This is a genomic window from Roseovarius sp. A-2 (genome assembly GCF_002072155.1).
GTDB lineage: Bacteria > Pseudomonadota > Alphaproteobacteria > Rhodobacterales > Rhodobacteraceae > Roseovarius.
Genome location: NZ_BDIY01000010.1, coordinates 22950 through 48267 on the forward strand (window position 1 = coordinate 22950; position 25318 = coordinate 48267).

The 25318-nt window shown below is 63.9% G+C and carries 28 protein-coding genes; 25 read left to right on the forward strand and 3 right to left on the reverse strand.

The annotated features are described in order from the left end of the window. Positions 1 to 96 precede the first annotated feature (96 nt). The 6 genes from BHD06_RS12605 to BHD06_RS12630 all read left to right on the forward strand — a co-directional run bounded on the left by BHD06_RS12605 (position 97) and on the right by BHD06_RS12630 (position 4601). Complete coding sequence (locus BHD06_RS12605) at positions 97 to 564, forward strand: Rrf2 family transcriptional regulator (RefSeq protein WP_080457362.1); 468 nt, start codon at positions 97 to 99, stop codon at positions 562 to 564. Positions 565 to 744: 180 nt separating this feature from the next. Beyond that, positions 745 to 1932: a sulfate ABC transporter substrate-binding protein gene (locus BHD06_RS12610; RefSeq protein WP_080457363.1), complete on the forward strand. Its 1188-nt coding sequence runs from the start codon at positions 745 to 747 to the stop codon at positions 1930 to 1932. Between the two features lie 3 nt (positions 1933 to 1935). Then, positions 1936 to 2775 carry a sulfate ABC transporter permease subunit CysT gene (cysT, locus tag BHD06_RS12615; protein ID WP_080457364.1) on the forward strand — a complete coding sequence of 280 codons (840 nt, stop codon included), beginning with the start codon at positions 1936 to 1938 and terminating at the stop codon, positions 2773 to 2775. A 1-nt stretch (position 2776) separates the two neighbouring features. Continuing rightward, entirely contained in the window at positions 2777 to 3010 is a 234-nt protein-coding gene (locus BHD06_RS12620; protein ID WP_080457365.1) for a hypothetical protein, read from the forward strand. After that, entirely contained in the window at positions 3003 to 3866 is an 864-nt protein-coding gene (gene cysW, locus BHD06_RS12625; protein ID WP_080457366.1) for a sulfate ABC transporter permease subunit CysW, read from the forward strand. The genes BHD06_RS12620 and cysW overlap by 8 nt, the downstream gene beginning before the upstream one ends. Positions 3867 to 3881: 15 nt before the next feature. Then, the gene (locus BHD06_RS12630) at positions 3882 to 4601 is read left to right on the forward strand and encodes a sulfate/molybdate ABC transporter ATP-binding protein (RefSeq protein WP_080457367.1); all 720 of its coding nucleotides are present in this window, start codon (positions 3882 to 3884) and stop codon (positions 4599 to 4601) included. 415 nt (positions 4602 to 5016) lie between these two features. Here the strand turns inward: BHD06_RS12630 and BHD06_RS12640 are convergent, their stop codons facing one another. Continuing rightward, a complete protein-coding gene (locus BHD06_RS12640; RefSeq protein WP_080457369.1) occupies positions 5017 to 6792 on the reverse strand; it encodes an SLC13 family permease in 1776 nt (591 codons plus the stop codon). Positions 6793 to 6928: 136 nt separating this feature from the next. Here BHD06_RS12640 and murJ point away from each other — a divergent pair, with 136 nt between their 5' ends. After that, the gene (gene murJ / locus BHD06_RS12645) at positions 6929 to 8455 is read left to right on the forward strand and encodes a murein biosynthesis integral membrane protein MurJ (RefSeq protein ID WP_080457370.1); all 1527 of its coding nucleotides are present in this window, start codon (positions 6929 to 6931) and stop codon (positions 8453 to 8455) included. Between the two features lie 138 nt (positions 8456 to 8593). On the opposite strand, the gene BHD06_RS12650 is transcribed toward murJ, so the two are convergent. After that, positions 8594 to 8917 carry an H-NS family nucleoid-associated regulatory protein gene (locus BHD06_RS12650; protein WP_080457371.1) on the reverse strand — a complete coding sequence of 108 codons (324 nt, stop codon included), beginning with the start codon at positions 8915 to 8917 and terminating at the stop codon, positions 8594 to 8596. Positions 8918 to 9346: 429 nt separating this feature from the next. On the opposite strand from BHD06_RS12650, the gene BHD06_RS12655 reads away from it, so the two are divergent. The 12 genes from BHD06_RS12655 (at position 9347) to BHD06_RS12710 (ending at position 16369) form a co-directional block, all read left to right on the forward strand. Next, positions 9347 to 9751 (forward strand): single-stranded DNA-binding protein, encoded by a 405-nt coding sequence (locus BHD06_RS12655; RefSeq protein WP_047998258.1) that lies wholly within the window; start codon positions 9347 to 9349, stop codon positions 9749 to 9751. A gap of 168 nt (positions 9752 to 9919) precedes the next feature. Continuing rightward, positions 9920 to 10330, forward strand: a complete 411-nt coding sequence (locus tag BHD06_RS12660) for a GFA family protein (protein ID WP_080457372.1) — start codon at positions 9920 to 9922, stop codon at positions 10328 to 10330. A 181-nt stretch (positions 10331 to 10511) separates the two neighbouring features. Further along, positions 10512 to 11711, forward strand: a complete 1200-nt coding sequence (locus BHD06_RS12665) for a DUF932 domain-containing protein (protein WP_080457373.1) — start codon at positions 10512 to 10514, stop codon at positions 11709 to 11711. A gap of 126 nt (positions 11712 to 11837) precedes the next feature. After that, on the forward strand, positions 11838 to 12278 hold the full coding sequence (locus tag BHD06_RS12670) for a RadC family protein (protein ID WP_009827207.1): 441 nt from the start codon (positions 11838 to 11840) through the stop codon (positions 12276 to 12278). Positions 12279 to 12387: 109 nt separating this feature from the next. Continuing rightward, entirely contained in the window at positions 12388 to 12906 is a 519-nt protein-coding gene (locus BHD06_RS12675) for a hypothetical protein (protein WP_009827206.1), read from the forward strand. A 102-nt stretch (positions 12907 to 13008) separates the two neighbouring features. Beyond that, entirely contained in the window at positions 13009 to 13500 is a 492-nt protein-coding gene (locus BHD06_RS12680) for a DUF6878 family protein (protein ID WP_009827205.1), read from the forward strand. A gap of 10 nt (positions 13501 to 13510) precedes the next feature. Continuing rightward, positions 13511 to 13888, forward strand: a complete 378-nt coding sequence (locus BHD06_RS12685) for a DUF6915 family protein (protein WP_009827204.1) — start codon at positions 13511 to 13513, stop codon at positions 13886 to 13888. A 1-nt stretch (position 13889) separates the two neighbouring features. Next, the gene (locus BHD06_RS12690) at positions 13890 to 14087 is read left to right on the forward strand and encodes a hypothetical protein (protein WP_009827203.1); all 198 of its coding nucleotides are present in this window, start codon (positions 13890 to 13892) and stop codon (positions 14085 to 14087) included. A gap of 67 nt (positions 14088 to 14154) precedes the next feature. Then, positions 14155 to 14574, forward strand: a complete 420-nt coding sequence (locus BHD06_RS12695) for a hypothetical protein (RefSeq protein WP_080457374.1) — start codon at positions 14155 to 14157, stop codon at positions 14572 to 14574. After that, entirely contained in the window at positions 14567 to 15211 is a 645-nt protein-coding gene (locus BHD06_RS12700) for an antitoxin of toxin-antitoxin stability system (protein ID WP_080457375.1), read from the forward strand. Before BHD06_RS12695 ends, BHD06_RS12700 begins: the two co-directional genes overlap by 8 nt. A gap of 58 nt (positions 15212 to 15269) precedes the next feature. Further along, positions 15270 to 15671 carry an MbcA/ParS/Xre antitoxin family protein gene (locus BHD06_RS12705; RefSeq protein WP_080457376.1) on the forward strand — a complete coding sequence of 134 codons (402 nt, stop codon included), beginning with the start codon at positions 15270 to 15272 and terminating at the stop codon, positions 15669 to 15671. Further along, positions 15668 to 16369: an RES family NAD+ phosphorylase gene (locus BHD06_RS12710; protein ID WP_080457377.1), complete on the forward strand. Its 702-nt coding sequence runs from the start codon at positions 15668 to 15670 to the stop codon at positions 16367 to 16369. The genes BHD06_RS12705 and BHD06_RS12710 overlap by 4 nt, the downstream gene beginning before the upstream one ends. A gap of 525 nt (positions 16370 to 16894) precedes the next feature. Here the strand turns inward: BHD06_RS12710 and BHD06_RS12715 are convergent. After that, positions 16895 to 17191, reverse strand: coding sequence for a hypothetical protein (locus BHD06_RS12715; protein WP_009827198.1), 297 nt, complete (start codon positions 17189 to 17191; stop codon positions 16895 to 16897). Positions 17192 to 17366: 175 nt separating this feature from the next. Between BHD06_RS12715 and BHD06_RS12720 the strand changes: the two genes are divergently transcribed. The 6 genes from BHD06_RS12720 (at position 17367) to BHD06_RS12745 (ending at position 25242) form a co-directional block, all read left to right on the forward strand. Next, a complete protein-coding gene (locus BHD06_RS12720) occupies positions 17367 to 21749 on the forward strand; it encodes a bifunctional class I SAM-dependent methyltransferase/DEAD/DEAH box helicase (protein WP_080457378.1) in 4383 nt (1460 codons plus the stop codon). A gap of 3 nt (positions 21750 to 21752) precedes the next feature. After that, positions 21753 to 22784 (forward strand): toprim domain-containing protein, encoded by a 1032-nt coding sequence (locus tag BHD06_RS12725; RefSeq protein WP_080457379.1) that lies wholly within the window; start codon positions 21753 to 21755, stop codon positions 22782 to 22784. Between the two features lie 372 nt (positions 22785 to 23156). Next, positions 23157 to 24089 (forward strand): DUF2493 domain-containing protein, encoded by a 933-nt coding sequence (locus BHD06_RS12730; protein ID WP_009827279.1) that lies wholly within the window; start codon positions 23157 to 23159, stop codon positions 24087 to 24089. Positions 24090 to 24174: 85 nt separating this feature from the next. Then, complete coding sequence (locus BHD06_RS12735; RefSeq protein WP_009827278.1) at positions 24175 to 24432, forward strand: WGR domain-containing protein; 258 nt, start codon at positions 24175 to 24177, stop codon at positions 24430 to 24432. Positions 24433 to 24478: 46 nt separating this feature from the next. Continuing rightward, positions 24479 to 24709, forward strand: coding sequence for a DUF6429 family protein (locus BHD06_RS12740; protein WP_037954952.1), 231 nt, complete (start codon positions 24479 to 24481; stop codon positions 24707 to 24709). 104 nt (positions 24710 to 24813) lie between these two features. After that, a complete protein-coding gene (locus tag BHD06_RS12745) occupies positions 24814 to 25242 on the forward strand; it encodes a transposase (protein ID WP_009827276.1) in 429 nt (142 codons plus the stop codon). Positions 25243 to 25318 lie beyond the last annotated feature (76 nt).

Sequence of the window (25318 nt, forward strand, 5' to 3'; positions counted from 1 at the left end):
CATCTTTATCGTGTTTATGTGTTCGCCCTCGCTTTGTGCACAAAACCTGATAATGTTGATCTTGTTAGTCGCAGTTTTGAGAGCCACTTACGACCGATGATCACCCACAAGACCAAGTACGCGCTCAAAGCCCTCATGGTGCTCGCCGATGAAAAGGCTGGTGAAGGCACAGCCCTGCGCATCGAGGAGATCGCGGAACGCTCCGGCGCGCCGAAACGGTTCCTCGAGCACATCTTGCTCGATCTCAAGCGCGCCGGTCTGATCGGGAGCCGCCGGGGTCGCAAGGGCGGATACGAGATGATCAAGGAACCCAGACGCGTCTCGCTGGCCGAAGTGCTGCGCCTGATCGACGGCCCGATGGCCCCGCTGCCTTGCCTGTCGCGCAAAGCTTACCAGCGCTGCGAGGATTGCACCGACGAACAGACCTGCCGGGTACGCGCTGTCTTCGGTAGCTTCTACGCCACCTACATCCTGATGATCGAATCGCTTACTGTCGCCGATCTCCAGAAGGATGCGAGGACCTTGGAAAGCTTCGGCTTGCCTGAACCCGCCGCCGGAGAATGATCTTCTAAAATCACGACCAAAAAGAGCGTGATTCTTCCTTTGCTAATCACGATTAAGTCTGTCGTTATTTAGGTGTCAGGCGGCGCTGGTGGCGTGTTCGAGGCAGGGATGATCCCTCCCGGACCGCTTCCCCGGCGACCTGGCACCAGAGTTCGACAGGGATCAGCAAAAGGACAGGCTATGTATCGCACCATCCAGATCGGCGGGCACACGCTCGCCCAGGGCATCTTCCTCCGAAGTCTCGGCGATGGCCGGATTGAAATCGACGCAGGCCATGCGCGCCGGTCGGGGCATCCAGTCGCGACCCCAAGGTCGAGCGAGACGGTCAGTTTTCACTCTGCGTTCCGCAAGGCCCTGACCGGCGGTCATCTGCGCGGCGGTCTGCTGGCAGGATTGACGGGTCTGGTGCTCGCCTTTGGCGGCACGACCCCCGCGGCAGCGCAAGATAGTATCGAGATCCTGAACGTCTCCTACGACCCGACCCGCGAGTTCTACCGGGAATATAACGAGCTCTTCAACGTGTGGTGGACCGCGCAGGGCAACGCGCCGGTTACCATCCGGCAATCCCATGGCGGGGCAGGCGCACAGGCGCGTGCCGTGATCGACGGGCTGGAGGCGACCGTCGTGACGTTGGCCTTATCAGCCGATATCGACGCGATTTCGGAACGCACGGGTCTTTTCCCGGCCGACTGGCAGTCGCGGCTGCCGCACAACTCCTCACCCTACACCTCGACCATCGTGTTCCTGGTGCGCGAAGGCAATCCGCGCGGCATCGAGGATTGGGACGACCTCGTCGCCGATGGCGTGCAGGTCATAACCCCGAACCCCAAGACGAGCGGCGGCGCGCGCTGGAATTTCCTTGCAGCCTGGGCCTATGCCGAGCGGAACGACCTGGATCCGGCCGAGTTCGTCGGCGCAATGTATCGGAACGTGCCGGTGCTGGACACCGGGGCGCGCGGGTCGACCACGACATTCACCCAGCGGGGCATCGGCGACGTGCTGCTGGCTTGGGAGAACGAGGCCTTCCTCGCGTTGGCGGAACTGGGCGAGGATGCCTTCGACATCGTCGTGCCTTCGGTCTCGATCCTGGCCGAGCCGCCGGTGACGCTGGTGGATGGCAACATCACCTCCGACGCGCTGCGGGCGGCAGCCGAGGCCTATCTCCAGCATCTCTACAGCCCCGAGGCGCAGGCGCTCGCACTCAGCCACTACTACCGCGCCTGGGACACGTCGCAGGCCGCCCCCGAGGACGCTGCGCGGTTTCCCGAGGTTGAGCTGGTCACCATCGCGGATTTCGGCGGCTGGCCCGTGGTGCAGCCCGAGTATTTCGGCGAAGGCGGAATCTTCGATCAGATCTACGAGGAGTAAGACATGAGGGCGGGTATTCTCCGCTCGCCCTCACCCCTTCCGGGGTTTGGGCTGAGCTTCGGGATCATGATGACGGTGCTATCCATCGTGGTCCTTCTTCCCATCGGGGCGCTTCTGGGCCGCGGTCTGATGATCGGCCCGGCCGATCTGTGGGAGATGCTGAATTCGCGCCGGATCTGGTCCGCGCTGTCGCTTTCCTTCCGTGCGGCGCTGATTGCGTCGCTGTTCAACCTCGTCTTCGGGCTCATGCTGGCCTGGGTGCTGGTGCGCTATCGTTTCTGGGGCCGCCGCTTCATCGATGCGGCGGTGGACCTGCCTTTCGCGCTGCCCACGGCAGTGGCGGGTATCGCGCTGACCGCGCTTTACGCCCCGAACGGCGTCTTCGGGCAGGCGCTGGCGCCGCTCGGCCTCCAGGTCGCCTACACCGAGGTGGGCATCTGGGTCGCCCTTGTCTTCATCGGGCTGCCCTTTGTTGTGCGCACCGTCCAGCCGGTCATCGAGGAGCTGGAGGCGGATCTCGAGGAGGTTTCCGCTACGCTCGGTGCCCGCCGCGCCTACACGCTGCGCCGGGTGATCCTGCCCACGCTGACGCCCGCGCTGCTGACGGGCTTCGCGCTCGCGCTGGCGCGGTCGGTCGGTGAATACGGCTCGGTCATCTTCATCGCGGGCAACATCCCGAACCTGACCGAGATCGCGCCGCTGCTGATCGTGATCCGGCTTGAAGAATACAACTACGACGCCGCCGCCGCTATCGGCATCGCCATGCTGGTCATCTCCTTCGCGATGCTGCTTGCCATCAACGCCATCCAGACCTGGAGCAGACGGAGGATCGGACTTGTCTGACATGCACATCAACCGCCCCCGACACGATGATTACGCGCCCGAGCGCTCGGGCATGGCCGCTGTGGCGCTCGGCATGATGTCGGCGCTGCCGCTGATCTGCGCCGCGATCCTGACCGGGAAACCTCTTTGGTCCGTCCTGGTCCTGTGGTTTGTCGGCGGACCCGTGCTGGCGCTGATCTTCGCCTTGCTGCCGTATCTGGCGCCGCGACCGAACAGGGGGGCGAGGCATGTCTGACATCGCTCTGACATCTCCCGTGCCCGTCACCACCGAGCCGGTGCTGATCCGCAGCCTGCTGATCGGCCTCTCGCTCGCTTTCGTGGCGCTCTTCCTCTTCGCGCCTCTTGTCACCGTCTTTGTCGAGGCGCTCCGGCAAGGCTGGGTCGCAGCCCTCGACGCGCTCCGCCTGCCCGATGCGCAGGCCGCGATCCGCATGACGCTGACCATCGCGGCCATCGCCGTGCCGATCAACGCCGTCTTCGGCATCGCAGCAGCCTGGGCGATCACCAAGTTCGACTTTCCGGGCAAGGCGTTCCTCATCACCCTGATCGACCTGCCGTTTTCCGTCTCGCCCGTTGTCGCAGGCCTGATGCTGGTCCTGCTTTTCGGTGCGAATTCCACGCTGGGCGGCTGGCTCATCGCCAACGACATGCCCATCGTCTTCGCCTTCCCCGGCATCCTGCTGGCGACGCTTTTCGTGACCTTCCCCTTCGTCGCACGCGAACTGATCCCGGTGATGATCGAACAGGGCCGGGCCGAGGAAGAGGCGGCGCTGACGCTGGGTGCGTCGGGCTGGCGCACCTTCTTCACGGTGACGCTGCCCAATATCCGCTGGGCGCTGCTTTATGGTGTGCTGCTGTGCAACGCGCGGGCCATGGGCGAATTCGGTGCGGTCGCCGTCGTCTCGGGCAAGATCCGGGGCGAAACGGCGACGATGCCGACGATGGTCGAGATGTTCTACAACGAGTACCTCTCGGTCGCGGCCTTCACGCTGGCCGCCGTGCTGGCGATGCTGGCGCTTCTGACCCTCCTGTTGAAATCCCTGCTCGAATGGCGCCATGCGGACCTGCTGGCAGCCACGCGACGTCATTGAGAAAGGACCAAATCCATGAACATCGAGATTGAGGAACTGGCCAAGGAATTCGGCACCACGCGGGCGCTGCATCCGGTGTCGTTGTCGATCCCCTCGGGTGCCCTGGTGGCGCTGCTGGGGCCGTCGGGGTCGGGAAAGACCACGCTGTTGCGAATCCTCGGGGGCCTCGAATTCCCGACCTCGGGCCGGGTGCTCTTCGGCGGGCAGGATGCGACCGGGCTGTCGGTGCAGGAACGTCGAGCGGGCTTTGTCTTTCAGTCCTATGCGCTCTTCAAGCACATGACCGTGTTCGAGAACATTGCCTACGGACTGCGGGCCCGCAAACGGCACGAACGCCCGGCGGAGGCGGAAATCGGCCGCCGGGTCAACAAGCTGCTGGACCTGATCCAACTCCCCGACATCGGCACCCGCTATCCCAACCAGCTCTCGGGCGGTCAGAGGCAGCGGGTGGCCCTGGCCCGCGCGTTGGCCATCGAACCTCGGATGCTTCTGCTTGATGAACCCTTCGGCGCGCTTGACGCGAAGGTCCGTAAGGAACTGCGCCAGGGCCTGCGCGAGATTCACGACCGCACGGGCCTTACGACTGTCTTCGTGACGCATGACCAGGAGGAGGCGATGGAACTGGCCGACCTCGTCGTTGTCATGTCGATGGGCCGTATCGAGCAAGTCGGCAAACCTGCCGAGATCCGTGCGAAGCCCGCCACCGACTTCGTGCGGTCGTTCACCGCAGCGTGAGCTCGCCATGGTCGGCGATGGGATGCAGTGGCAGTGGGTGATCCGGGCTCTCTCCCGTATCACAACAACGGCGCCGACCCGGCGGGCTCAGCCGTTCCTTCCAGAGGGGTGGGTCCGCAATGCCCAAGCACTTGGGTGGTATGTCCGGCTTGCGGGCCCCCGATACTTCATCATGTGGCGCAATCGTCTCTCGCCCGACACGGCGCCTCGGATCCTCGTTCTGCCGCATCGCGATTGCGGTCTGTCATCTATGGAGTACGAAGCAGTCCTCGTCGATCTTGCCGGCCGCGCTCGCCTCCCGGTGGCCCCTGAATGGATCAAAGGTTCGGGGCAACACTACTGGCTCGAGCGCGCGGAGCGTCGCCTCGTCGAGAGGATCGCGCCGATATCGGCGCGAATGTCATGATGAAGTGTTTCAGAACGGGAAGAAGATCGGAATGATAAGCACCGCGACCACGGCAAAGATGACGTTAAGCGGCAGGCCCACCTTGATGAAGTCAGTGAACTTGTAGCCGCCCGCGCCGTAAACGAAGGTGTTGGTCTGGTAGCCGATGGGCGTGGCGAAGCTCGCCGATGCGGCGAACATCACCGCCATGATGAAGGGGCGTGGGTCGAAACCCAGTTCGATGGCCAGCGCGATGACGATCGGCCCGATCAGCACCGCGACCGCGTTGTTCGAGACCATCTCGGTCAGCGCGCTGGTCAGAACGTAGACGGCGGCGAGGATAGCAATTGGCCCGATCCCGCCCACGGCCCCGACCACCGCCTCGACAATCACGCGGGCGGTGCCAGTTTCCTCCATGCCAAGGGACAGACCAAGCATCCCGAAGATCAGGAACAGGATGCGCCAGTCAATAGCGTCGAACGCCTCCTCGGGATCGACGCAGCGGGTCATCATCACCACGACCGCGCCGATCACCGCGAGGCCCGCGATGGGCATGACGTTCAGCGCGGCCAGCCCCATCACACCGAAGATCGTGGCGATGGCGATGGGTGCCTTGGCGCGACGCTGCGGGCGTTCGGTCGGGGTCGACAGGTTGACGATACCGCCATCCTCCATCATCCGTTGAAGTCCCTCGGGCGGGCCCTCGAGCAGCAACGTGTCAGCGAATTGCAGGCGCAGGTCCTGCAATTCCTGGCTGATGTTCTGTTCCTGTCGATGTACGGCCATGAGGTAGACGCCGTACTTCCGACGCAGCTTAAGGTCCTTGATCGGCCGCCCGCGCAGGTGCGATTTCGGTCCGACACTGGCCTCCATCGTGATGGTCTGGTCGGCGGTCACCGGCTCGACATCGTGATCTTCGCGATCCCGAAATGCGATCTGCCCGTCTTCCTTTAGCCCGAGTATCTCACCCGTGCCGGTCTTGAGGACCAGCCGATCTCCGGCTTCAAGGACCAGATCGTTCATCGTGCGGCGCATCGAAACCTCGCCGCGGACCACGTCGAGGATGCGCGTCTCGGTGGTGTTGAAGGGTAGATCGGCAAGCTGCTTACCAACGTATTTGGATCCGTTCGGAATAAGAAGGCGCGCAAGGAACCGACGCTTGCCCTCCTGTCCGAGAAGGCTCGACAGAGAGGCACGGTCGGGCAACAGGTAGCGTCCGGCGAACATCATGTACGCCATGCCCACGGCCGCCAGGATCAGCCCGGGCAGCGTCATCTCGAACATAGTGATGGGGGGTTGTCCGGCCTCCTGCGCCACGCCGCTCATCAGGATGTTGGTCGAGGTGCCGACCAGCGTCAGCGTGCCGCCAAAGATTGCGGCAAAGGACAAAGGGATCAACATGCGTGAGGGTGCCACGCCCACCGAAGCCGCGACCGAGATCATGATCGGCGTCAGGAGGATCACCACGGGCGTGTTGTTCATGAAGGCGGAAGCGCCCATCGTGCCGACCATCATCAGCAGCATTGCCCGTAGGAACGAGCCGCGCGCCTGTTGTTTCAGAACGTCGCCGATGATCGTCAGCACACCCGTCCGCTCCAGCGCCGCCGAGATGATGAACATCATCGCGATGGTGATAGGCGCCGACGAACTGAACACCGACAAGAAGTCCCGCGTTTCTATAATCCCCGTCGCGAGAAGCGCCGCCGAAGCCGCAAGCGCGGTCACCTCGGGCGGGTAAATTTCCCGGATGAAGCTCAGGAAGACAACGCCCACAAGAGCGAGAACGAAGAGCTGGTCGAGACTCATGGGCGGGTACTCTCTCAAGGCAGTGGCACTTTCCCACAATAAACGATAAAGCTACTCGTGTTTTCAATCGCAATCTGTCCGGATGGCCCGAAACCGACGGGACGCGGCAGATCGCTCCTCAGGATCAGCCGATCACATGCTGCGCAAGCTCGGCACCGTCTCAGGCCTCACCCTGGTCAGTCGCATCCTCGGCTTCCTGCGCGATGTCGTGCTGGCCGCAACGCTGGGTGCCGGGCCGGTGGCGGATGCCTTCATGCTGGCTTTTCGCCTGCCGAACCATTTTCGCGCGATCCTGGCCGAGGGTGCGTTCAACGCCGCCTTCCTGCCGACATGGGCTGCCGCGGACGCAAGCAGGCACGACAGCTCGCGCCTTGGCGCAGAGGTTCTGGGCTGGCTCACGCTGGCCAACCTCGCGCTTCTGGCGCTCGCGCTTGGTGCGACCGGCTGGATGCTGGCGGTGCTCGCACCCGGCCTGTCGCCCGCCGACGAGACCTGGCCGCTTGTCGTCACGCTCACGCGGATCACCTTTCCATACCTGTTCTGCATGTCGCTGGTGGCCTTCCTTTCGGCCATGTTGAACGGGCGCGACCGCTTCGCGGCGCCGGCGTCCGCCCCGATCCTGCTCAACCTGTTCATGATCGGCGCGCTGCTTATGGCCGCGCAGTTCCCGAGCGCCGCCCATGCCGCCGCCTGGGGCGTGATGGCATCAGGCGTGGCGCAGGTTGCGTTGCTGGTCGTAGCTGCGTGGCGCGCGGGCCTGCCCCTGCCGCGTCCCCGGCTGGGCCTGTCGCCCGATACAAGGCAGGTGTTCCGCCGCCTCGGTCCCGCGATCCTGACATCGGGCGCGCTGCAGGTCGCGATCTTCGCCGACACGATCATCGCCACGTTCCTGCCGGCCGGATCACTCTCGCACCTCTACTACGCCGACCGGCTCTACCAACTGCCCATCGGCCTGATCGGTGTTGCGCTCGGAACGGTCATCCTGCCCGACATCGGGCGCCGCGCGGGCCTCGGTGACGAGGTCGGCATGCGCCGCGTGCTCGACCGGGCGCTCGTGATCTGTCTTGTCGTGGGGGTGCCTGTCGCGGTGACCATGGCGACCCTGGGCGACTGGGCTATCCGCATCCTGTTCGTTCGCGGCGCCTTCGATCTTGCGGCGGCGGAAGCATCGGGGGCCATCCTCGCCGCTTACGCCCTTGGTCTGGTTCCGGCACTCGCGCTGCGCTCCCTCGTCGCCGGATTCCACGGGCGTGGGGATACCCGAACTCCGCTTCGCCTGCTCGTTGCGGCAACGCTCGTCAACATTGCACTGAAGATCGTGCTTGCCCCGATGCTCGGCGCGGTCGGGCTTGCCCTTGCGACATCAGTGGGCATCACGGTCTATGCGACACTGCTCTTCCGGGAAAACCGGGTCCATGGTTACCTCACCGGGCCCGCGCCGATCCCGGCGGGCGCACTCGTCGCAACGGGGGTCGGATTGGGCCTGTTTGTCTTGTGGTCACGCGATGCCGTCCTGCGCGCCGTCGAGTATTTGACTCCAGGTCTTGCAATGCCGGTCGCATTTCTGATGCTGATGATCGCCATCCTGGCGGTTCAGGGATTGGCGAGCGCCTTGGTCGTCGGACGCCGCCCGTCTGAAGCAAAGGGCACACCGAAGGAATAGCTGCGATACTCCCGTTTTCGAACTCGCCCAAAATCGAAGTGTGCGCGAAATGTTCAGCGCTCGTCTTGAGCACAGCGCAAAAAATCATGCGGACCAGTTCACAGGTCAAACCCATAGCCGTGACCGCTCCAATCCGATTTATTGATTGATGGCTAAATCCCCTGTCGTCTTCCCAGCAGCTAACGCCTCTAGGAACCACTGCGGTTTGCGACCGCGGCCAGACCAATTGAGCGACGGGTTCTCAGGGTGCCGATATTTTGCCGCGGCTGGCGCACGGGAGGATTTCGTCTCAGTCCCAACAAGTTCGGCAAGGGAGTAGCCCAGATCCCGGGCAAGAGCTTCCACTTTGGCGCGCGCTTCCGCCTTTTGCCGATCCTCAAAGGTGGAGATCGCCTTGGCGACGTCCTTCTGCATTTTGTTCAGCTCGCTGAGCGACAGCGCCTCGAGATCGAAATCAGCCATTGATGCGGTCCGTGTCCTGAATGTCCCAGTATCGAGAGCCCGTCGCGGCAGGGTGCCGCAACTCCCGCAAGGCAAGGGCAGGGGTGGCAAAGGCCCGTGATCGTCGTTTTTGCCGCCAGGGAGGTGCTGAACTGAGGGTCAGGCTGTCCCGATGTGAAGGGTGACAGTGTCTGGCATAGGCTCCCCGCGCCTCTCTGGCTTCTGGTCCATCCCTTCGACTGACAATCCCCTAATCCCGTTCGGGCTCTCGCGCGCAACCCCGCGTCAGTCCGGGCCGTGTTGGCCGCCTATGGCGTCCTGCCCGCTCCACCCCGGTCCTTTGGGGGTTTCCGGTGTCCATGCTGTCCACCGTGCACGCGTCACCCGACGGGCTTTTTCAGGGTCTTGTCGAAGGGACGGTCCCGAAGACAGGAAACACAGGAGCTAATCATGCAGAACATCGTCATCCTCGCCGGCAACATCGGTCAGAAACCCGAAACCCGCACCACCCAGGGCGGGACCAACATCACCAACTTCAGCCTCGCCACCTCACGCCCCCGCCTCTCGGAAGGTCGCGTCCTGCGCGACGAGAACGGCTACCGGGTCATGGACACCGAATGGCACCGCATCACCTGCTTCAACGGTCTCGGCAAGACGGTCGCGGAGCATTGCGAAAAGGGCATGAAGGTCCTCGTCCACGGCCGCATCCACTACAGCAAGTGGATCGACAGCATGGGCAACGACCGCTACGGCTGCGAGATCATCGCCGAGAAGGTCGACTTCCTCAGCCGCCCGAAGTCGGCCGAGAATGAAAACCCCGAGCTGGTCGACCGCGACGACGAGATCCCGTTCTGAGGAACGGGGTCTCCCCCTCGGGTCCGGCGGGGTAACCCGCCGGGTTCACTGCGGTGATGGCGAGGCAGCTTCTAGCCCAGTTTAACCCCGCTCCTACGCGCGATACAAGGAATCGATGAAACGACATTGGACTGCTGGCAGGGTGCTTGCATATTGGAAGGTGTGTGCATGGACGACAATCGGAATACTGGACAATGCCTATGTGGCTCAGTTCAGTTCTGCATATCAGGAGAGTTCGAGAGCTTCTTTCTTTGCCACTGCGCCCGCTGCCGTAAGGACAGTGGCTCGGCTCATTCGGCAAACCTGTTTTCATCAACGGCAAAGGTGAACTGGGGGTCGGGCGAGAGCAATATCAAGACATTCCGGCTTTCCGGCTCACGACACATCAAGAGCTTTTGCAAAGATTGCGGTTCCGCGCTGCCAGTTTTTCAAGCGGACCTTGGTTTGCTTGTCGTGCCTGCGGGATCACTTGATAGCCGGCTCGACATTCGGCCCAATGCGCATATCTGCTTTTCCAGCCGCGCGGACTGGGACAACGACCTAGCCTCCATCGAAAGGATAGACGGACTTCCGGCTTAAAGATTCGACCCGGTGATTGGGCCGTTAAAAACGGTCATACGACAATGACGCGACAGTCCGCTTCGTCCCGCATTTCTGCCGATTACGCCAAGATTTCTAGAGTCAGAGAAGGGCTGGTTGCTTTCGCGACGGGTTGAAGGCTGGGAGAGTGGCTCCCGGCGCCTGTCACGGGAGATTGCCGATGGGCGTTGTAGAAGTTCTGGATCCGGTTCAGCCGGTACGAGCGGGAGGCTGGAAAGTCGACGTGAGCCGAGGTGAGCGTAACGGGCGGGTGTCGTCCGAATGGTTCAACCGGCCGGATGACGAGCGGTATCTCTCGCTCGACGATCTCTGGGCCAATGTGAAAGGTCGGTCCGAGCGCAGCCGCAGCCGTGTGGTGCAGACGGCGGATATCCGCGTCGAGGCCGGGCGCGACAACCCCGAACGGCTGCACCTGGTCCTGCCGAAAGCGCATGAACCCGTCGCGCCCACGCATTGGGCCTTTGGCCAGCTTGCCAGCATCGTCGGCGCTCCGGCGTCCTACCTGCGCCAGTTGCCCGCACCGCTGGCGGGGATCAACCTGCAATACGGTCTGACCAATCACCGGGCCGAGCAGGTGAAGACCTTCGAGACCGAAGACGGTCGCACCGAACTACGCGCGGTCACCGGCCCCGACTACGGCCGCATCCATGACCATGAACTGGTCGAGGCGGTGCAGCGCATCGCGGGCAATGGCACGGGCGACACGCGCTGGAAGGTACCGGGCGTGCTGGATTGGTCGACCGGCGTCTATAACCCCGATGTCGAAATCAGCCGCGACACGACCACGCTCTATGCCTCGGACCGCGATGTCTTCCTGTTTCTTGTCGATGATCGCAACCCGATCGAGGCGGGCAAGTTGGCGGACGGCTCTCCCGACCTCTACTTCCGGGGCTTTTACTGCTGGAATTCGGAGGTGGGCGCCAAGACCCTCGGCATGGCGAGCTTCTACCTGCGGGCAGTGTGCCAGAACCGCAACCTCTGGGGCGTCGAGGATTTTCAGGAGATCAAGATCCGTCACTCGAAATACGCCGCCTCGCGCTTTGCACATGAGGCGGCGCCGGCGCTGACGCGGTTCGCCAATTCCTCGCCGCAGGGCTTCGTGAACGGCATCAAGGCGGCGCGGCAGCAGGTCGTGGCGCGCAGCGACGAGGATCGCGCGGATTTTCTGCGCAAGCGGGGCTTCTCGAAGGCGGAGTCCGTCAAGATCATCGAGAAAGTGCTGATGGAAGAAGGCCGCCTGCCCGAGAGCATCTTCGACTTCGTGCAGGGCATCACGCGGCTCGCGCGCGACAAGACCCAGCAGGATGCGCGTCTGGACATGGAAGGGCGCGCCAAGAAGCTCCTCGACCGGGTCGGCTGACAGAGCCCCCACGCAGCGGTCGCCCGACACCGGGGCGGTCGCTGTAGCTATTTCTCAATATGCACGCCGCTGGCCATGCCCCGAAAGGACAGGGGGCGTCGGCGTGCGCATTTCAACGAGACACCCATGACCCCCCAAGAAGAAACCGTCATTCTCGAGGCCCGCGATATCCTCGGCCGTTACCTCAGCCAGAACCCGGTGATCGGGAGCTGGCAAGCGCTGATGGACTATTGCGCGCTGACCGTCCGAGGTCCCATCGAGCGGTTCCATGTCCTCTATCTCGACCGCAAGAACCGCATCATCGCCGATGAGCTTTTGTCGACCGGCACAGTCGATCATGTCCCGGTCTATCCGCGCGAGGTGATCAAGCGGGCGCTGATGCTGAACGCCAGCGCCCTGATCCTGATCCACAACCACCCGTCGGGTGATCCGACGCCGTCCGAGGCTGATCTCAGCATGACAAAAGAGATCCAGAAGGGCTGCAAGTATCTCGGCCTTACGCTGCATGACCACATCATCGTCGGTGCCGGGACGGAACTGAGCCTGCGGGGTCTCGGCAAACTCTGACGCTGTGGCCAGATCCATCACCGTCGCCCCTTCGAGGAAGAGGGCGGCGGTTTGGTCTTTGACGGATGAGGCGGGGAGAGTGGCTTCCCGCGCCGTTGGAGATATTGCCATGTTTGACCTTCCCCTGCCGATCCAACCGAGCCCGCGCCCGATGGGTCCTGGCACAAATGGTGGGACTGTCGCTTCTGATCCCAGCCTGCCTTTCGCGCTGACCCGGATGCACCGGACGCCAGCGGCCCTGATGTCGGGCACCGCTGCACCCGTGGTCGTTGAGCGTTTTGCGACCTTGGCCGATGCCATGCAGGGGGCGTTTGAACTTGCCGAGGACAACGGCTCCGATGCAGCGCCGCAGCTTCTGGCCATCCTTGATTGCGACCAGCGCCTGGTTCTTGCCGGGGCCGCCAGTCATGGCGCTGTGGCTTGGTGCCACCCTGTCGCCAATGCTCTTGAGGCGCGGGCCGTCGTGACCGAGGCGGTTCAACTTCGCGCCCAGGCTGGCCGTGCCATTGATTGGCACGAGCCTGAATTGGCGCAGCGACTGCGTCACCGTGCCGATCTGCTGGATGCGCGTCTGGTCGATCCGCTCTGGCGCGCCTTTGCTGCCCGCGCGCTGCAGATCGCGGCGTGACGCCCGAGAGACAGAGGAGGGATGGGAAGGGTTTGAGCCTTCGGGGGCAGAGGAGTGCGCCACCCGGGGGGTCTGACCTGTCCTCACCGAACGGAGATATCCATGACCCAGACTGAACCCACTCTGGCAGCACCACTGCGGCCTTCCACCGTCGATTTCGGGGCGATCCTTGCCGCACATGCCGAACGTACCGCCCGGACCCTCGCCCTGCGCCCGGGCAACAAAGACCGTCTCTTCGATGGTCTTTTGGCCGTCGGCATCACCCATGTCACTGTGACATTCGACGGCGCGGGGGACAGCGGCCAGATCGAGAGCATCGGCGCATGGTCTGGCGAAACCGCCGTCGAGTTCCCTGCGATCGAGATCGCCTATGCGGCACTGACCTGGGACGACCCCGAGGTCGAGATGCGGAAGCTCTCGCTTGAGGATGTCGTCGAGCAACTCACCTACGACTTCCTCTCCGACACCCATGGCGGTTGGGAAAACAACGACGGCGCTTGGGGTGAGTTCTGCTTCGACGCGTCCGCACGCTGTATACACCTCGAGTTCAACGAGCGCTTCACCTCGTCCGAACTCTACACGCATGATTTCTGAGGGGGCGACGATGGCACATCCCTACCACCACGCCCTGTCTTCAGTGAAGAAATGGGGCGGCACGGTCGATGACTTCATCGCGGTGCATACATGGTTCGACCAAAGCAAGGAGATCAGCGCCGATTTTCGGCACCGGGCCCTGCGGCACCATGCTGAGGGCATATTCATGGCCGAGACGATCTTCGGTTCGACCCTCACCCTCTCGACCGGGCGCATCATTCCGACCCGCTGGGTCGGCGAGCAGCATGTCAAGGAAGACCTCGGCTTCATCCCAAGCTTCGCCGACTGGGTGAAGGCCATCCGGCCCGAACCCTGGATGGGCCGGTCCGAGCGGATCGAGGCGCAGGTCGATCCGCATCTCGCCTCGCCCGTGGTCGAGGTCAGCTGACATGACTGATCCCGCATACTTGCGCCTCGGTCTGCCGCCGACGGCATCGCCTCAGACAGTTCTGCGCGCGGCGGTCCGGGCGCTTCACCCCGACACGCGCGCCGTGCGCAGCTTCCGGACGGCGCGCAAGCGCTTCTACCTGCAGATGCTTTGTGCGCATGCCGCGCGACAGGCGGCGGGCGACGATCCTGCCAGCTGATCGCTCCCGACCATCCCCTCATCGCGCCCGGCCATTTGGCCGGGTCTTCCCCATTCAGGAGGTCCCCATGGCGGATTACTTCACCCATTTCTCGTGCCTGCTCGACGTTGGCACCCCCGACAAAGCTGCCCGCGCGCTCGCCCTGTTCCAGAGCTTGCGCGAAGCCGATCAGGATGCCGAGGACCCGGAGGTCGCAGGCTTCGACCTCGTGCGCCAGGACGCGCCCGAAGGCAGCACCCTCTGGATCCATGACGACGAGCAAGGTGATGTCGAGGCGGTTATCCGCTTCGTGCTGCGCCTGGCAGAAGACCTCGACCTCACCGGCCTCTGGGGGTTCCAGTACGCGCTGACCTGTTCCCGACCGCGCCTCGACGCTTTCGGCGGCGGTGCGCATATCATCGATCTCGGTGCCCGCAAATCCATCGGCTGGACCAGCACGCAAGAATGGCTGGCCGCCGCGCTGAACGGGGTGGATTTCGATGCCTGAGGTCATCTGCACAACAGTCTACCAGTTCCCTGAACTCTCCGACGTCGCCAAGGAAAAGGCGCGCAGCTGGTATCGCGAGATCGGGCCCCACGACGATTGGTGGGACGCGGTCTACGAGGATTTCGAGCGCATCTGCGATATTCTCGGCGTCCGGCTCAAAACCACGCCTATGCGGCTGATGGGCGGCGAGACGCGGGCCAAGCCCTGCATCTGGTTCTCCGGATTCTGGAGCCAAGGGGATGGGGCTTGCTTCGAGGGTTATCTCAGCCACACCAAGGGCGCTGCCGCGCGCATCCGGGACTATGCGCCGCAGGACGCGACGCTGCACAGCATTGCCGACCGGCTGCAGGCCATCCAGCGGCGTAACTTCTACCAGCTCGCTGCCGAGGTCAGCCACCGCGGTCGCTACTACCACGAATACACGATGTCGGTGGACGTCACCCGCGACAGCCCGACCTGGCAGCCGCCCACCGAGGACGCAGAAGAGACCGTGACCGAGGCGCTGCGCGACCTTGCCCGCTGGCTCTACCGTCAGCTTCAGAGTGAATACGACCACCTTACCTCGGACGAGTCCGTTGAGGACGGCATCATCGCCAATGAATACACCTTCACCGCAGGGGGGCGGCGGTTCGGGTGAGAGCACGGGCAGTTCATTTGATCTTTACAATGAGGCCATATGATCTATAGTCAGGCCAATGGAGGACGCCATGTACGTCGCAGAGAAAATCCGAGAACCCGCACAGATCAACGCCGTCGCGTTGAAGGCCTATGCGCGCGTGGCCGATGCCTGGGGCCTCAACCTGAACGAAGCGGCTAGCCTTGCCGACATGACGGTGAGCACCTGGAAGCGCGCCAAGAAGCCGGATTTCGCGGGGGAACTGACCAAGGATCAGCTTCTGCGGTTGAGCGCCGTCATCGGCATCTACAAATCGCTCGAACTCTATTTCTCCGAGCCGCTCGCGCGAAGCTGGTTCACCCGGCCGAACACCGGTCCGCTGTTCGGGGGCAACCGTCCAATCGACACCGCCATCGACGGGGGTTTGCCGCAGATCCTGGCGGTGCGGACCTATCTCGATGCGTTGCGTGGTGGGGCATGAAGCAGACCGAGATTTCCGATCGCGGTCTCGTCCGTCTTCTGCCCGCTACCTACCACAAGCCGCCATCTTTGCGGGGTCTCGTCGATACCGATGACGAGATGGAGATTCTGGCGGAGATCGAGGGCATGACCAGCGGCCGTCTTTTGGCCGAGCGCGGGCGTAACCCGTATCTGGACCCGCGCGAGCTTGCCTGGCAGCGGCGCAGCCGCGATCTGCGCATTTACGGCGACAGTCATGTCAACGCCGCCTTCACCTATACCCGCGCCGGCGGGAACCGCTTCAACACCGAAGATCGTGGCGCCTGGTACTGCGCGTGGGAGGTGATGGTTTCTGTCAGCGAAGTGGCCTGGCACCGCACCCGTGAACTCGGCTTTACCGGCAGCTTCCATGACAGCGCTCGCTATGTGGAATTGTTGGCGGATTTCATCGGGATCTTCGATGATCTGACCTATGAGCCGGAACACCCAGCGCTGCATCCCGATCCGGCTGTCGGATATCCCGAGGGCCAAAGCCTGGCCCAACATCTTCGCCGGGCTGGATCGCGGGGCCTGATCTACCCCTCAGTTCGGGCTCCCGCGCCGGGCGGGAATTGCCTCGTCTGCTTCGAGCCCCACGCCATCCAGAACGTCCGGCCGGGCGCGTCTTGGGATCTTGTTTGGGATGGGACACCGCACTACTCGCTTACTGCCGTCGGCTGACGAGTAATGGCGCATGCGCTTTTTTTGGGGGGGGCGAAGACATGAAACCGGCAAACGGCAACAGGCCGGACGTCACGCATTTGAAGCCGTGTGACCATCAGTTGTTCTTTGAGGCTTTGGACTGAGTCCGCCGGTCTTCTGGGCTTCCTATAGACGCGCTGAGGAAGGCGACGTCTCTGCCCCCAAGAGACCACTATAGTTTTCTTCGATGAGGTTGCTTTTCCAGCGTTATGGACGCTCCAATATCACCATTTCCAAAGAATTGATGGACTAGCCCCACGTGAAGGGAGATCTGAAGACGCTGGGTCGAAAGACGGCAACGACTCGCAGCGGTTGCCGAAGGTCTCAGCGGTGTACGTCCCGGTCTGCCGCCGCGACCAGACCTTGGTCCTTCGGACAGGAGCTTGACCGAGGCTGATGTCCCAAAGGGCAAATCTGCCAATCTATAGGTTGGCAACTACGCTCGGTTTGCCAAGCCACGGTATGGCAGAAGCTCCGGAAGGCCGGAGCTAGCCGGTGCCGTGCTCACTTGTTCCCGTCGATCCACTTCGACATCAGCCCCTTGTCGCGGAAACACTCATCCGGCACGGCGCGGCGTTTGATCCGGGCGAGACGCTCTGCGAAGGCGACCTGTTTGGACGAGGGCAGGCTGTCCAGCGCTGTCGCAGGTGTGAGCTTGGCTTGTGCGTCGATCCAGGCGCTCAGCGACCGCCGATCTTGCTGAACCTCCCACGGCAGAAGCGTCTGGTTGCGCAGGGCCAGAGCGCGCGCATAGGCGATCTGCTTTGGCGTCGCGGGCAGGACGTAAGTGGTGCTTTCCATCGGGGATCTCCCTTCTTAGCTTGGTTTCAAAATAGAACATAACAGGAACAAAATCAAGCCACCTGCGGAAATCATGGGGTTTGAGAGGAAGAGGATGGCCGGGGAAGGTCAGGCCTGAGGGTGCCCGAAAGAGGGTGTCTGGGCCTGATCCTGTTCCTCATTCCGGAGTTTCCCGATGACCCATCTCGCCCATTTTGCGACCGAGCGCGCGCTTGCGCCTGTTGCCCCCATCCCGTCCCTCGATACGGCTGCTGCGATCTTGAGCGTGGCCGAAGCGCTGCAGCCCGATCTGGCGCAGGGTGCGCCGATCGACGCGCTTCGCCTGCGCGTTGAGATGGAGCGCGTCTTTGGCGGCTCTGACGCGACCGGCGCCTGGGACTGGAAGCTGGCCTATGAAGCGGGCGAGGCAGCGCTGGTCCTGTTCCTGCGGAAGTTCGGCCGTGCGCTCCTGGCCCGGGCGGGCTCGCCCGCGGCTCTGCTGCCGATTCTTGCCAAGGTGTCCGGCCTTTTGCCGACCCATACGCGGCGGTCTGAAGAGATGGAGCGGTTCCAGCAATTCTCGACACCGCTGCCCATGGGGCTGGCGGCACTGGCTGCAGCACAGATCACCGTGTGCGATCTGGTGCTGGAGCCATCGGCTGGGACGGGCCTTCTGGCGGTCCTCGCAGAAATCGCGGGCGGCAGCCTCGCGCTGAACGAGTTGGCCGACACCCGCGCCGATCTTCTGCGCCGCCTGTTTCCGGGGCTTCCGGTCACGGGCTTCGACGCAGCCCAGATCGACGATCATCTCGACGCGGACCTGCGCCCGAGCGTCATCCTGATGAACCCGCCCTTCTCGGCGGTGGCCAATGTCGACGCTCGCACCACCGAGGCGACAGCCCGGCATCTGCGCTCGGCGCTTGCGCGTCTGGTCCCCGGCGGACGGTTGGTCGCCATCACCGGTGCCAGTTTCGCGCCCGATGCGCCCGCCTGTGCTGAGACCTTCGGTCGCCTGACCCAGACCGCGCATCTGGTCTTTACGGGTGCTGTGTCGGGTGCGGCCTTCGCCAAGCACGGCACCAGCTTCGAGACGCGGATTTCGGTCTTCGACAAATGCCTCGGTGGCGAGGCGGGCGGCATCACAGCCGATCTGGCGCGCCCGATTTCGCCTGATGTCGCCAGCCTGCTGTCGCTGATCACTACCCATGTCCCCCCGCGCCTCGCGCTGGCGCAGGTCGCACCAGCCCGGCAGGGCCCCTCTTCCCACTTTCCGGGAAATCTTGCCCGCACCACGCGGGCAGCCATCAGCACATCGCGCGCCACGCCAGCAACACCCGCCACCAACACCGCTCCGCAGATCGAGGCCGCAGACCTCGCCTATACCCTGCGCGATGCAACCGAGGACGGGGCCAGCGCGCGCCTGTCAGATGCCATTTATGAGACCTTCCGCCTGCAGGCGATCGACATTCCCGGAGCGGAACCGCACCCGACCAAGCTGGTGCAATCGGCGGCCATGGCTTCGGTCGCTCCTCCGAAACCCAGCTACCGGCCCAAGCTTCCAGCCGTCATCCTGCGCGATGGCCTTCTGTCCGACGCGCAGCTTGAGACCGTGATCTACGCGGGCGAGGCGCATGGCGCGTATCTCGCGGGGTCTTGGACTGTCGATGAAACCGGCGACATGGTCTCGGCCGCGCCGGACGATGCCCCTGACGCCGTCCGTTTCCGCCGGGGCTTCTTCCTTGGCGACGGCACCGGGGCGGGCAAGGGCCGCCAGTCGGCCGGGATTGTGCTCGACAACTGGGCTCAGGGGCGGCGCAAGGCGCTCTGGATTTCGAAGAGCGACAAGCTTCTCGAGGACGCTCAGCGCGACTGGTCTGCCCTCGGCCAGGAGCGGCTTCTGGTGACGCCCCTGTCGCGGTTCGCGCAGGGTCGCGACATCCCGCTTTCCGAAGGCATCCTCTTCACCACCTATGCCACGCTCCGCTCGGAAGAGCGCGGCGCCAAGAAATCCCGCGTCGATCAGATCGTCGACTGGCTGGGGGTGGATTTCGACGGGGTGATCCTCTTTGACGAAAGCCATGCCATGGCCAATGCCGCCGGATCGAAAGGCGAGCGCGGCGAAGTCACGGCCTCGCAGCAGGGCAGGGCGGGCCTGCGTCTCCAGCATAAGCTGCCGAATGCCCGTGTGGTCTATGTCTCGGCCACCGGGGCGACCTCGGTGCACAACCTCGCCTATGCGCAGCGCCTCGGTCTTTGGGGCGGGGAGGACTTTCCGTTCGCGACGCGCGCGGAATTCGTCGAGGCCATTGAGGCGGGCGGCGTGGCGGCCATGGAAGTGCTGGCGCGCGATCTGCGATCCCTTGGCCTCTACACCGCCCGGTCGCTTTCCTACGACGGCGTCGAATACGAGCTGCTCGAGCACGCGCTGACGCCGGAGCAACGTGGCATCTACGATGCATATGCGCTCGCCTTCGGAGTCATACATCGGAACCTGTCCGCGGCGCTGGAAGCGGCCAACATTACTGGCGAATCCGGCGGCACGCTGAACCGGCAGGCCAAATCCGCCGCGCGCTCGGCGTTCGAGTCTGCCAAGCAGCGCTTCTTCGGCCATCTGCTGACCTCGATGAAAACTCCCACGCTGATCGCCGCCATCGACGCCGATCTCGCCGCAGGCCACGCGGCCGTCATCCAGATTGTCTCGACGGGCGAGGCGCTGATGGAGCGCCGCCTGTCGGAGATCCCCACGGACGAGTGGAACGATGTGCGGGTGGACATCACGCCAAGAGAGGCTTGCCTGGACTACCTCGCCCATTCCTTCCCGGTGCAGCTCTATGAGCCATTCACCGATAGCGAAGGCAACCTCTCCTCGCGCCCGGTCACGCGCGATGGCCAGCCGGTCGAATGCCGCGCGGCCGCCCGGAGGCGCGACGCGCTGATCGAGCATCTGGCCAGCCTGCCGCCGGTGCCCGGGGCGCTCGACCAGATCGTCCAGCGTTTCGGCACCGACCTTGTGGCCGAGGTCACGGGCCGCTCGCGCCGCATCGTGAGAAAAGGCGATGGTCCTGCCGCGCACCTCGTCGTCGAAAGCCGGGCGGGATCTGCCAACCTCGCGGAAACCGCCGCCTTCATGGATGATCAGAAGCGCATCCTGATCTTCTCGGATGCGGGCGGCACGGGGCGCAGCTATCACGCCGATCTCGGCGCCAAGAACCAGCGCCTGCGGGTCCACTATCTGCTGGAACCCGGCTGGAAGGCGGATGCGGCCATCCAGGGTCTTGGGCGTACCAACCGCACCAATCAGGCGCAGCCGCCGCTCTTCCGGCCGGTGGCCACGGATGTGAAGGCAGAGAAGCGGTTCCTCTCCACCATCGCGCGCCGACTTGACACGCTGGGGGCCATCACCCGGGGCCAGCGCCAGACCGGCGGGCAGGGGCTGTTCCGCCCCGAGGACAACCTCGAGTCGCCTTATGCCCGCGATGCCTTGCGCCAGCTTTACTGCCGCATCTATCGCGGCGATGTCGCGGGGTGCTCACTTGGCGCTTTCGAGGATGCCACAGGTCTCAGCCTGACCGATGACAGTGGGCTGAAGGATGATCTGCCCCCGATCACGACCTTCCTCAATCGCCTGCTGGCGCTGACGATCGACATGCAGGCCGTGCTGTTCTTGGTCTTCGAGGAACTCCTCGACCAGCGAATCGAGGGCGCTATCGCTGCCGGCGTCTACGACCTCGGGCTCGAGACCCTGCGCGCCGAAAGCTTCCGCGTCACGGATGCCCGGGTGATCTATACCCATCCCGGCTCCGGCGCGGAAACCCAGCTGCTGAGCATCGCGCAAAAGCAGCGCAACACGCCGCTGTCACTGGCCGATGCGCTCGACTGGCTCGACGATCCCAAGGCACGCCTGCTGTTCAACAGCCGCTCGGGCCGGTCTGCCGTGCAGGTGACCGCGACCAGCCTGATGCTGGATGATGGCACCATCGAGCCCCGCCTGCGGTTGATCCGCCCGCTGGAGGCCAGCACGGTGCCGGCCAGGATGATGGAGGACACCCACTGGCTGGAAGCCGATCGCGCGGCATTCACCGCCGCGTGGACCGCGGAACTGGCCGAGGTGCCGGAATTCTCGGAAACCACGCTGCACATCGTGGCGGGGCTGCTGCTGCCTATCTGGAAGCAGCTCCCCGAGGATGAAACCCGCGTCTACCGGCTGCAGACCGATGACGGTCAGCGCATCATCGGTCGCCGCGTTTCGCCGTCGTGGGTCGCGACCACACTTACCGCCGATGCGCCGAAGCTCACGGCGGCGCAAGTCCATGCTCTTGTTCTGGAGGGCAAGACGGTCGTGCGCTTGGCCGAAGGGATGGAGCTGCACCGCTCGCGCGTCATGGGCGTCAACCGGATCGAGCTGTCGGGCTTTTTGGGTGCCGCCAAGGACCGGCTGAAGGCAGATGGGTTCTTCTCGGAGATCATCGCCTGGAAGCTGCGGCTCTTCTGTCCAGCAGACTCCAGCGGCATCGCAGTGCTTGATCGTCTGCTTGCACGTTGTCCCGTGACAGGACTACATGCGCGTGGAGGGTGCTGAGCCATGTATTCCGAGACTGAAGATGTGATCCGCGCTCTGGCGGAGAACGCAGAGAGCGTGTGTCGCGCCTACCTTCCCGCCGGACGGCGGGAAGGGTCCTACTGGATCGTCGGCGATTTGCAGAACAACCCCGGCCGGTCGCTCTTCGTGCGGCTGACTGGACCCACATCAGGACCGGGAGCCCGTGGCAAATGGCAGGACGCGGCTGTCGGACTGCATGGCGATCTCCTCGACATCATCCGCGAGCGAACCGGGATCTCGCGCTTTCCCGATCTTCTGGCCGAGGCCCGAGCGCATCTTGGCCGTCCGCAGCCGGTCCCCCCGAATACGCCAGTGCCGAAGAAGCCCAAGGCCCCCGGTGGCACACCAGCGGCGGCGGCGCGATTGTTTGCAGCCTCGGTGCCAGTCGCAGGCACGCTTGCCGACACTTACCTTCGCGCCCGGGGCATCACCCAAGGCGGCATGACGAGTGCGCTGCGCTTCCATCCGAAGTGCTGGCATCGGGACGAGGGCCAGACCAGCAGCATCCTCAGACCGGCGCTGATCGCCGCGGTCACCGATGGGGCAGGGGCCTTGCAGGGCGTGCATCGAACCTGGCTGGCTCTTGACGGTCAGGGGAAAGCGGATGTCGAGACGCAGCGGCGTGCCATGGGTCACCTCCTCGGCAATGCCGTCAGGCTGACCCCGCATGAAGACATCCTCGTGGTCGGCGAAGGCATCGAGACCATGCTGTCCCTGTCCGAGGCGGCCTCCGGCCTTCCCGTCTGGGCGGCTCTCTCGTCGGGTCACCTCGGGGCGGTCCAGTTGCCGGAGGGGCTGCAGCGCCTTTACATCGCGATCGACCGCGATCCGGCCGGGCAACGCGCGGCAGAGAGGTTGAGCGCCAGAGCCCTTGATGCCGGGATAGCCGTACGGGTGCTGGAGCCAGGGCTCGGGGATTTCAACGATGATCTCCGGGAGAACGGCAAAGAGGCGCTGCGCCAGCATCTGGCAGGGCAGATCGGGCTTGAGGATCGGCAGCGCCTGTCAGGCTGAGCAGCATCGCGCAGGGGGCGGTCAGGGGCAGAGGGGGGTAGGGGTCCTGCAGTCCTGTCGCGGGTGTGGATCATCACCTTTGCCTCTTCCCGGGTAAATCTCATCCACCCGACACCCGCGCGGCCTTCAAGAGATGGGCAGGCGGCCGTCAAAGGGGACGCCCCATCAAGGGCGGCAGGCAAGCTATTTCCGCCGCGGGGGGCGAGCCCCCGCTTTGCATCGCGAAACAAATAGCTTGCCTGCCGCCCTCCTCCACATGCGTTCCGGCCCCGAAAGGCGGGGTGAAGGGGCGTCCCCAGTGACAGCTTTCGCAGCCCATGAAGGCCGCGCGGGTTGTCGCGCGGATGAGACAGGCCCGGAGGCAAGAAACCGATGACGATCCACACCCACGACGACGCGTATGAACCCGCCCACACCGCATCCCAGACCGCCCATGCGCTCGACGAGTTGCAGCTTTATGGCTTCCGTCCTTTTGATGAGCCCGATCCGCGCCCGATGCCCGATGGGCAGCGCCTTGCGGTCGCCGTCGCCGACATCTTCGATGCCCTCGTCGCGAGCCTTGAAGACACCCGCATGGAACCCGACCTCGAAGAGGTGCTCTGGGGCCAGGTCAACCTCTTCCACCGCGCGACGGCCCGGATCGAGCGGTCGCTCGATGAAAACGAACAGGCGCAGCGCCGCCTCCAGCGCGAGCAGGACGGCTCCGAGGTGAAATCCACCGAACTCGAGCGCCTGACGGCCGAAGGCCTGACGCTGATCGAACGTCGGAACTGCATGGACATGATGCGCGATCACGCCGCGACCGAGTTTGTCCATCATACGGGATCGACCTGGCGCCCCCGCACCGGCTCGATGGTGAACCGTCAGCACATGACCGCCGCCCTCATTGACAGCCGCGACTTCCTCGCCGCCAAGCGCCGCGCAGAAACCGAGGTGATGTTGCCCGCAGGCCCCAAGGTTGCCCTCACCGGCGGGACCGACTTCAACGATCACCGGCTGATCTGGGGAAAGCTCGACCAGGTCCGGACCAAGTATCCCGACATGGTCCTTCTCCACGGTGGAAGCCCCAAAGGCGCGGAACTCATCGCCGCCAAATGGGCCGAGGCCCGCGGCGTGACGCAGGTGGCCTTCAAGCCCGACTGGAGCAAGCACGCCAAGGCCGCGCCTTTCAAGCGCAACGACGCCATGCTGGATGTGCTGCCCGTCGGTGTCCTCGTCTTCCCGGGCACCGGCATCCAGGAAAACCTCGCCGACAAAGCCAAGAAGCTCGGCATTCCGGTCATGAAGTTCGAGAAGGGGGCATGAGCCCCCTTTTCCCCTCGCGGGGAAATCGAGGTGGAAGCGGAGGCTTCCACCTGATATTGTGTAGAAAACCTCAGTCGATCACTACATGTACCACAGCCCGATCCAGCTCGATGTCTTCCCGACCGACGTGCAGATGCGCCGGATTGATCCGGCGCGGAACATGCGTCGCTTCTATCGGCTGAGCATTCAGCCCGATCTCTTCGGCGGGGCGAGCCTCGTACGTGAATGGGGCCGCATCGGCGCGCGCGGGCAGATGATGATCGAGCAGCATCCGGATGAAGGGCGCGCCGTCACTGCGCTGATGAAGCTTGCCGCGGCGAAGAAGCGGCGGGGGTATGCATGAAGTGCGCGCGTGCGAAACGGCGCGAAACCAACGTAAGGAGAGGGAGATGACACTCGACACGGACAAGATCGACGACGCAGCCCTCGCGATCCTCAGCCTGACGCTGCATGACGGTGATCGGGTCTGGAAGGGGATCGATTGGAACATCACAGACCGGCTTTTTGAGAAAGGCTTGATCTATGATCCGAAAAACAAGACGAAATCACTGAGCTTGACGCCAGAGGGGATCGCACATGCGCGGGCAATTCTCGCGCGGGAGTTCAGCAAGGCCGAGTGAAAACGGGTTTGTGATCGTCGTAAGCGTTTCCTGGACCGCACCTTCCCAGTTTTTGCCTGACCTGCGACTCCGCGCCTGACGGAGATCGGGGCAGGAGTTTCGCGATGGCGACTACAGTGGAGTTTCTCAGGGACTACGGGGTGGAGATACGGGCCAATGGCCAGAAGCGATGGCCGGACGAGGTCAAGGCGCAGATCGTTGCAGAAAGCCTGAAGCCTGGCGTGACGGTGAACGCGGTTGCGGCGCGGTATGGGCTTCGGGCGAACCACTTGTCGGAATGGCGTGGTCGGGCGCGGGACGGGAAGTTGGTTTTGCCTGCGTTGGCGGACGACGGCTTTTGCTTTGCGCCTCTCGTGCTGTCGGATGGACATGCGGTGTCTGTGCCAGCGCAGCCTGAGCGGTCGGGCCAGTCTGAAGCGCAGCCGTTGGGACCCATCGAGATTGCCGTGGGCCCAGTGACAATCCGGCTGGACGCTGCTACGACGGCCACAAGGATTGCGGAGATTGTGCGGGCGATTGGGCCGTCGTCATGATGCTCCCCTCGAACCGGGTGCGGTTTCTGGTCTCGACGCAACCGATCGACTTCAGAAATTATGTGGCGACGGTTAT

Excerpts from the sequence above, each read along its gene's own strand:
- BHD06_RS12655 (WP_047998258.1), top strand. The coding sequence starts at position 9,347 with ATGCAGAACATCGTCATCCTCGCCGGCAACATCGGTCAGAAACCCGAA.
- BHD06_RS12630 (WP_080457367.1), top strand. The coding sequence starts at position 3,882 with ATGAACATCGAGATTGAGGAACTGGCCAAGGAATTCGGCACCACGCGG.
- murJ (WP_080457370.1), top strand. The coding sequence starts at position 6,929 with ATGCTGCGCAAGCTCGGCACCGTCTCAGGCCTCACCCTGGTCAGTCGC.
- BHD06_RS12670 (WP_009827207.1), top strand. The coding sequence starts at position 11,838 with ATGACCCCCCAAGAAGAAACCGTCATTCTCGAGGCCCGCGATATCCTC.
- BHD06_RS12665 (WP_080457373.1), top strand. The coding sequence starts at position 10,512 with ATGGGCGTTGTAGAAGTTCTGGATCCGGTTCAGCCGGTACGAGCGGGA.
- BHD06_RS12650 (WP_080457371.1), bottom strand. The coding sequence starts at position 8,917 with ATGGCTGATTTCGATCTCGAGGCGCTGTCGCTCAGCGAGCTGAACAAA.
- BHD06_RS12685 (WP_009827204.1), top strand. The coding sequence starts at position 13,511 with ATGGCACATCCCTACCACCACGCCCTGTCTTCAGTGAAGAAATGGGGC.
- BHD06_RS12725 (WP_080457379.1), top strand. The coding sequence starts at position 21,753 with ATGTATTCCGAGACTGAAGATGTGATCCGCGCTCTGGCGGAGAACGCA.
- BHD06_RS12660 (WP_080457372.1), top strand. The coding sequence starts at position 9,920 with ATGGACGACAATCGGAATACTGGACAATGCCTATGTGGCTCAGTTCAG.
- BHD06_RS12640 (WP_080457369.1), bottom strand. The coding sequence starts at position 6,792 with ATGAGTCTCGACCAGCTCTTCGTTCTCGCTCTTGTGGGCGTTGTCTTC.
- BHD06_RS12695 (WP_080457374.1), top strand. The coding sequence starts at position 14,155 with ATGGCGGATTACTTCACCCATTTCTCGTGCCTGCTCGACGTTGGCACC.
- BHD06_RS12740 (WP_037954952.1), top strand. The coding sequence starts at position 24,479 with ATGACACTCGACACGGACAAGATCGACGACGCAGCCCTCGCGATCCTC.
- BHD06_RS12710 (WP_080457377.1), top strand. The coding sequence starts at position 15,668 with ATGAAGCAGACCGAGATTTCCGATCGCGGTCTCGTCCGTCTTCTGCCC.
- BHD06_RS12620 (WP_080457365.1), top strand. The coding sequence starts at position 2,777 with ATGCACATCAACCGCCCCCGACACGATGATTACGCGCCCGAGCGCTCG.
- BHD06_RS12735 (WP_009827278.1), top strand. The coding sequence starts at position 24,175 with ATGTACCACAGCCCGATCCAGCTCGATGTCTTCCCGACCGACGTGCAG.
- BHD06_RS12675 (WP_009827206.1), top strand. The coding sequence starts at position 12,388 with ATGTTTGACCTTCCCCTGCCGATCCAACCGAGCCCGCGCCCGATGGGT.
- BHD06_RS12720 (WP_080457378.1), top strand. The coding sequence starts at position 17,367 with ATGACCCATCTCGCCCATTTTGCGACCGAGCGCGCGCTTGCGCCTGTT.
- BHD06_RS12700 (WP_080457375.1), top strand. The coding sequence starts at position 14,567 with ATGCCTGAGGTCATCTGCACAACAGTCTACCAGTTCCCTGAACTCTCC.
- BHD06_RS12730 (WP_009827279.1), top strand. The coding sequence starts at position 23,157 with ATGACGATCCACACCCACGACGACGCGTATGAACCCGCCCACACCGCA.
- BHD06_RS12605 (WP_080457362.1), top strand. The coding sequence starts at position 97 with ATGATCACCCACAAGACCAAGTACGCGCTCAAAGCCCTCATGGTGCTC.
- cysW (WP_080457366.1), top strand. The coding sequence starts at position 3,003 with ATGTCTGACATCGCTCTGACATCTCCCGTGCCCGTCACCACCGAGCCG.
- cysT (WP_080457364.1), top strand. The coding sequence starts at position 1,936 with ATGAGGGCGGGTATTCTCCGCTCGCCCTCACCCCTTCCGGGGTTTGGG.
- BHD06_RS12680 (WP_009827205.1), top strand. The coding sequence starts at position 13,009 with ATGACCCAGACTGAACCCACTCTGGCAGCACCACTGCGGCCTTCCACC.
- BHD06_RS12745 (WP_009827276.1), top strand. The coding sequence starts at position 24,814 with ATGGCGACTACAGTGGAGTTTCTCAGGGACTACGGGGTGGAGATACGG.
- BHD06_RS12690 (WP_009827203.1), top strand. The coding sequence starts at position 13,890 with ATGACTGATCCCGCATACTTGCGCCTCGGTCTGCCGCCGACGGCATCG.
- BHD06_RS12610 (WP_080457363.1), top strand. The coding sequence starts at position 745 with ATGTATCGCACCATCCAGATCGGCGGGCACACGCTCGCCCAGGGCATC.
- BHD06_RS12705 (WP_080457376.1), top strand. The coding sequence starts at position 15,270 with ATGGAGGACGCCATGTACGTCGCAGAGAAAATCCGAGAACCCGCACAG.
- BHD06_RS12715 (WP_009827198.1), bottom strand. The coding sequence starts at position 17,191 with ATGGAAAGCACCACTTACGTCCTGCCCGCGACGCCAAAGCAGATCGCC.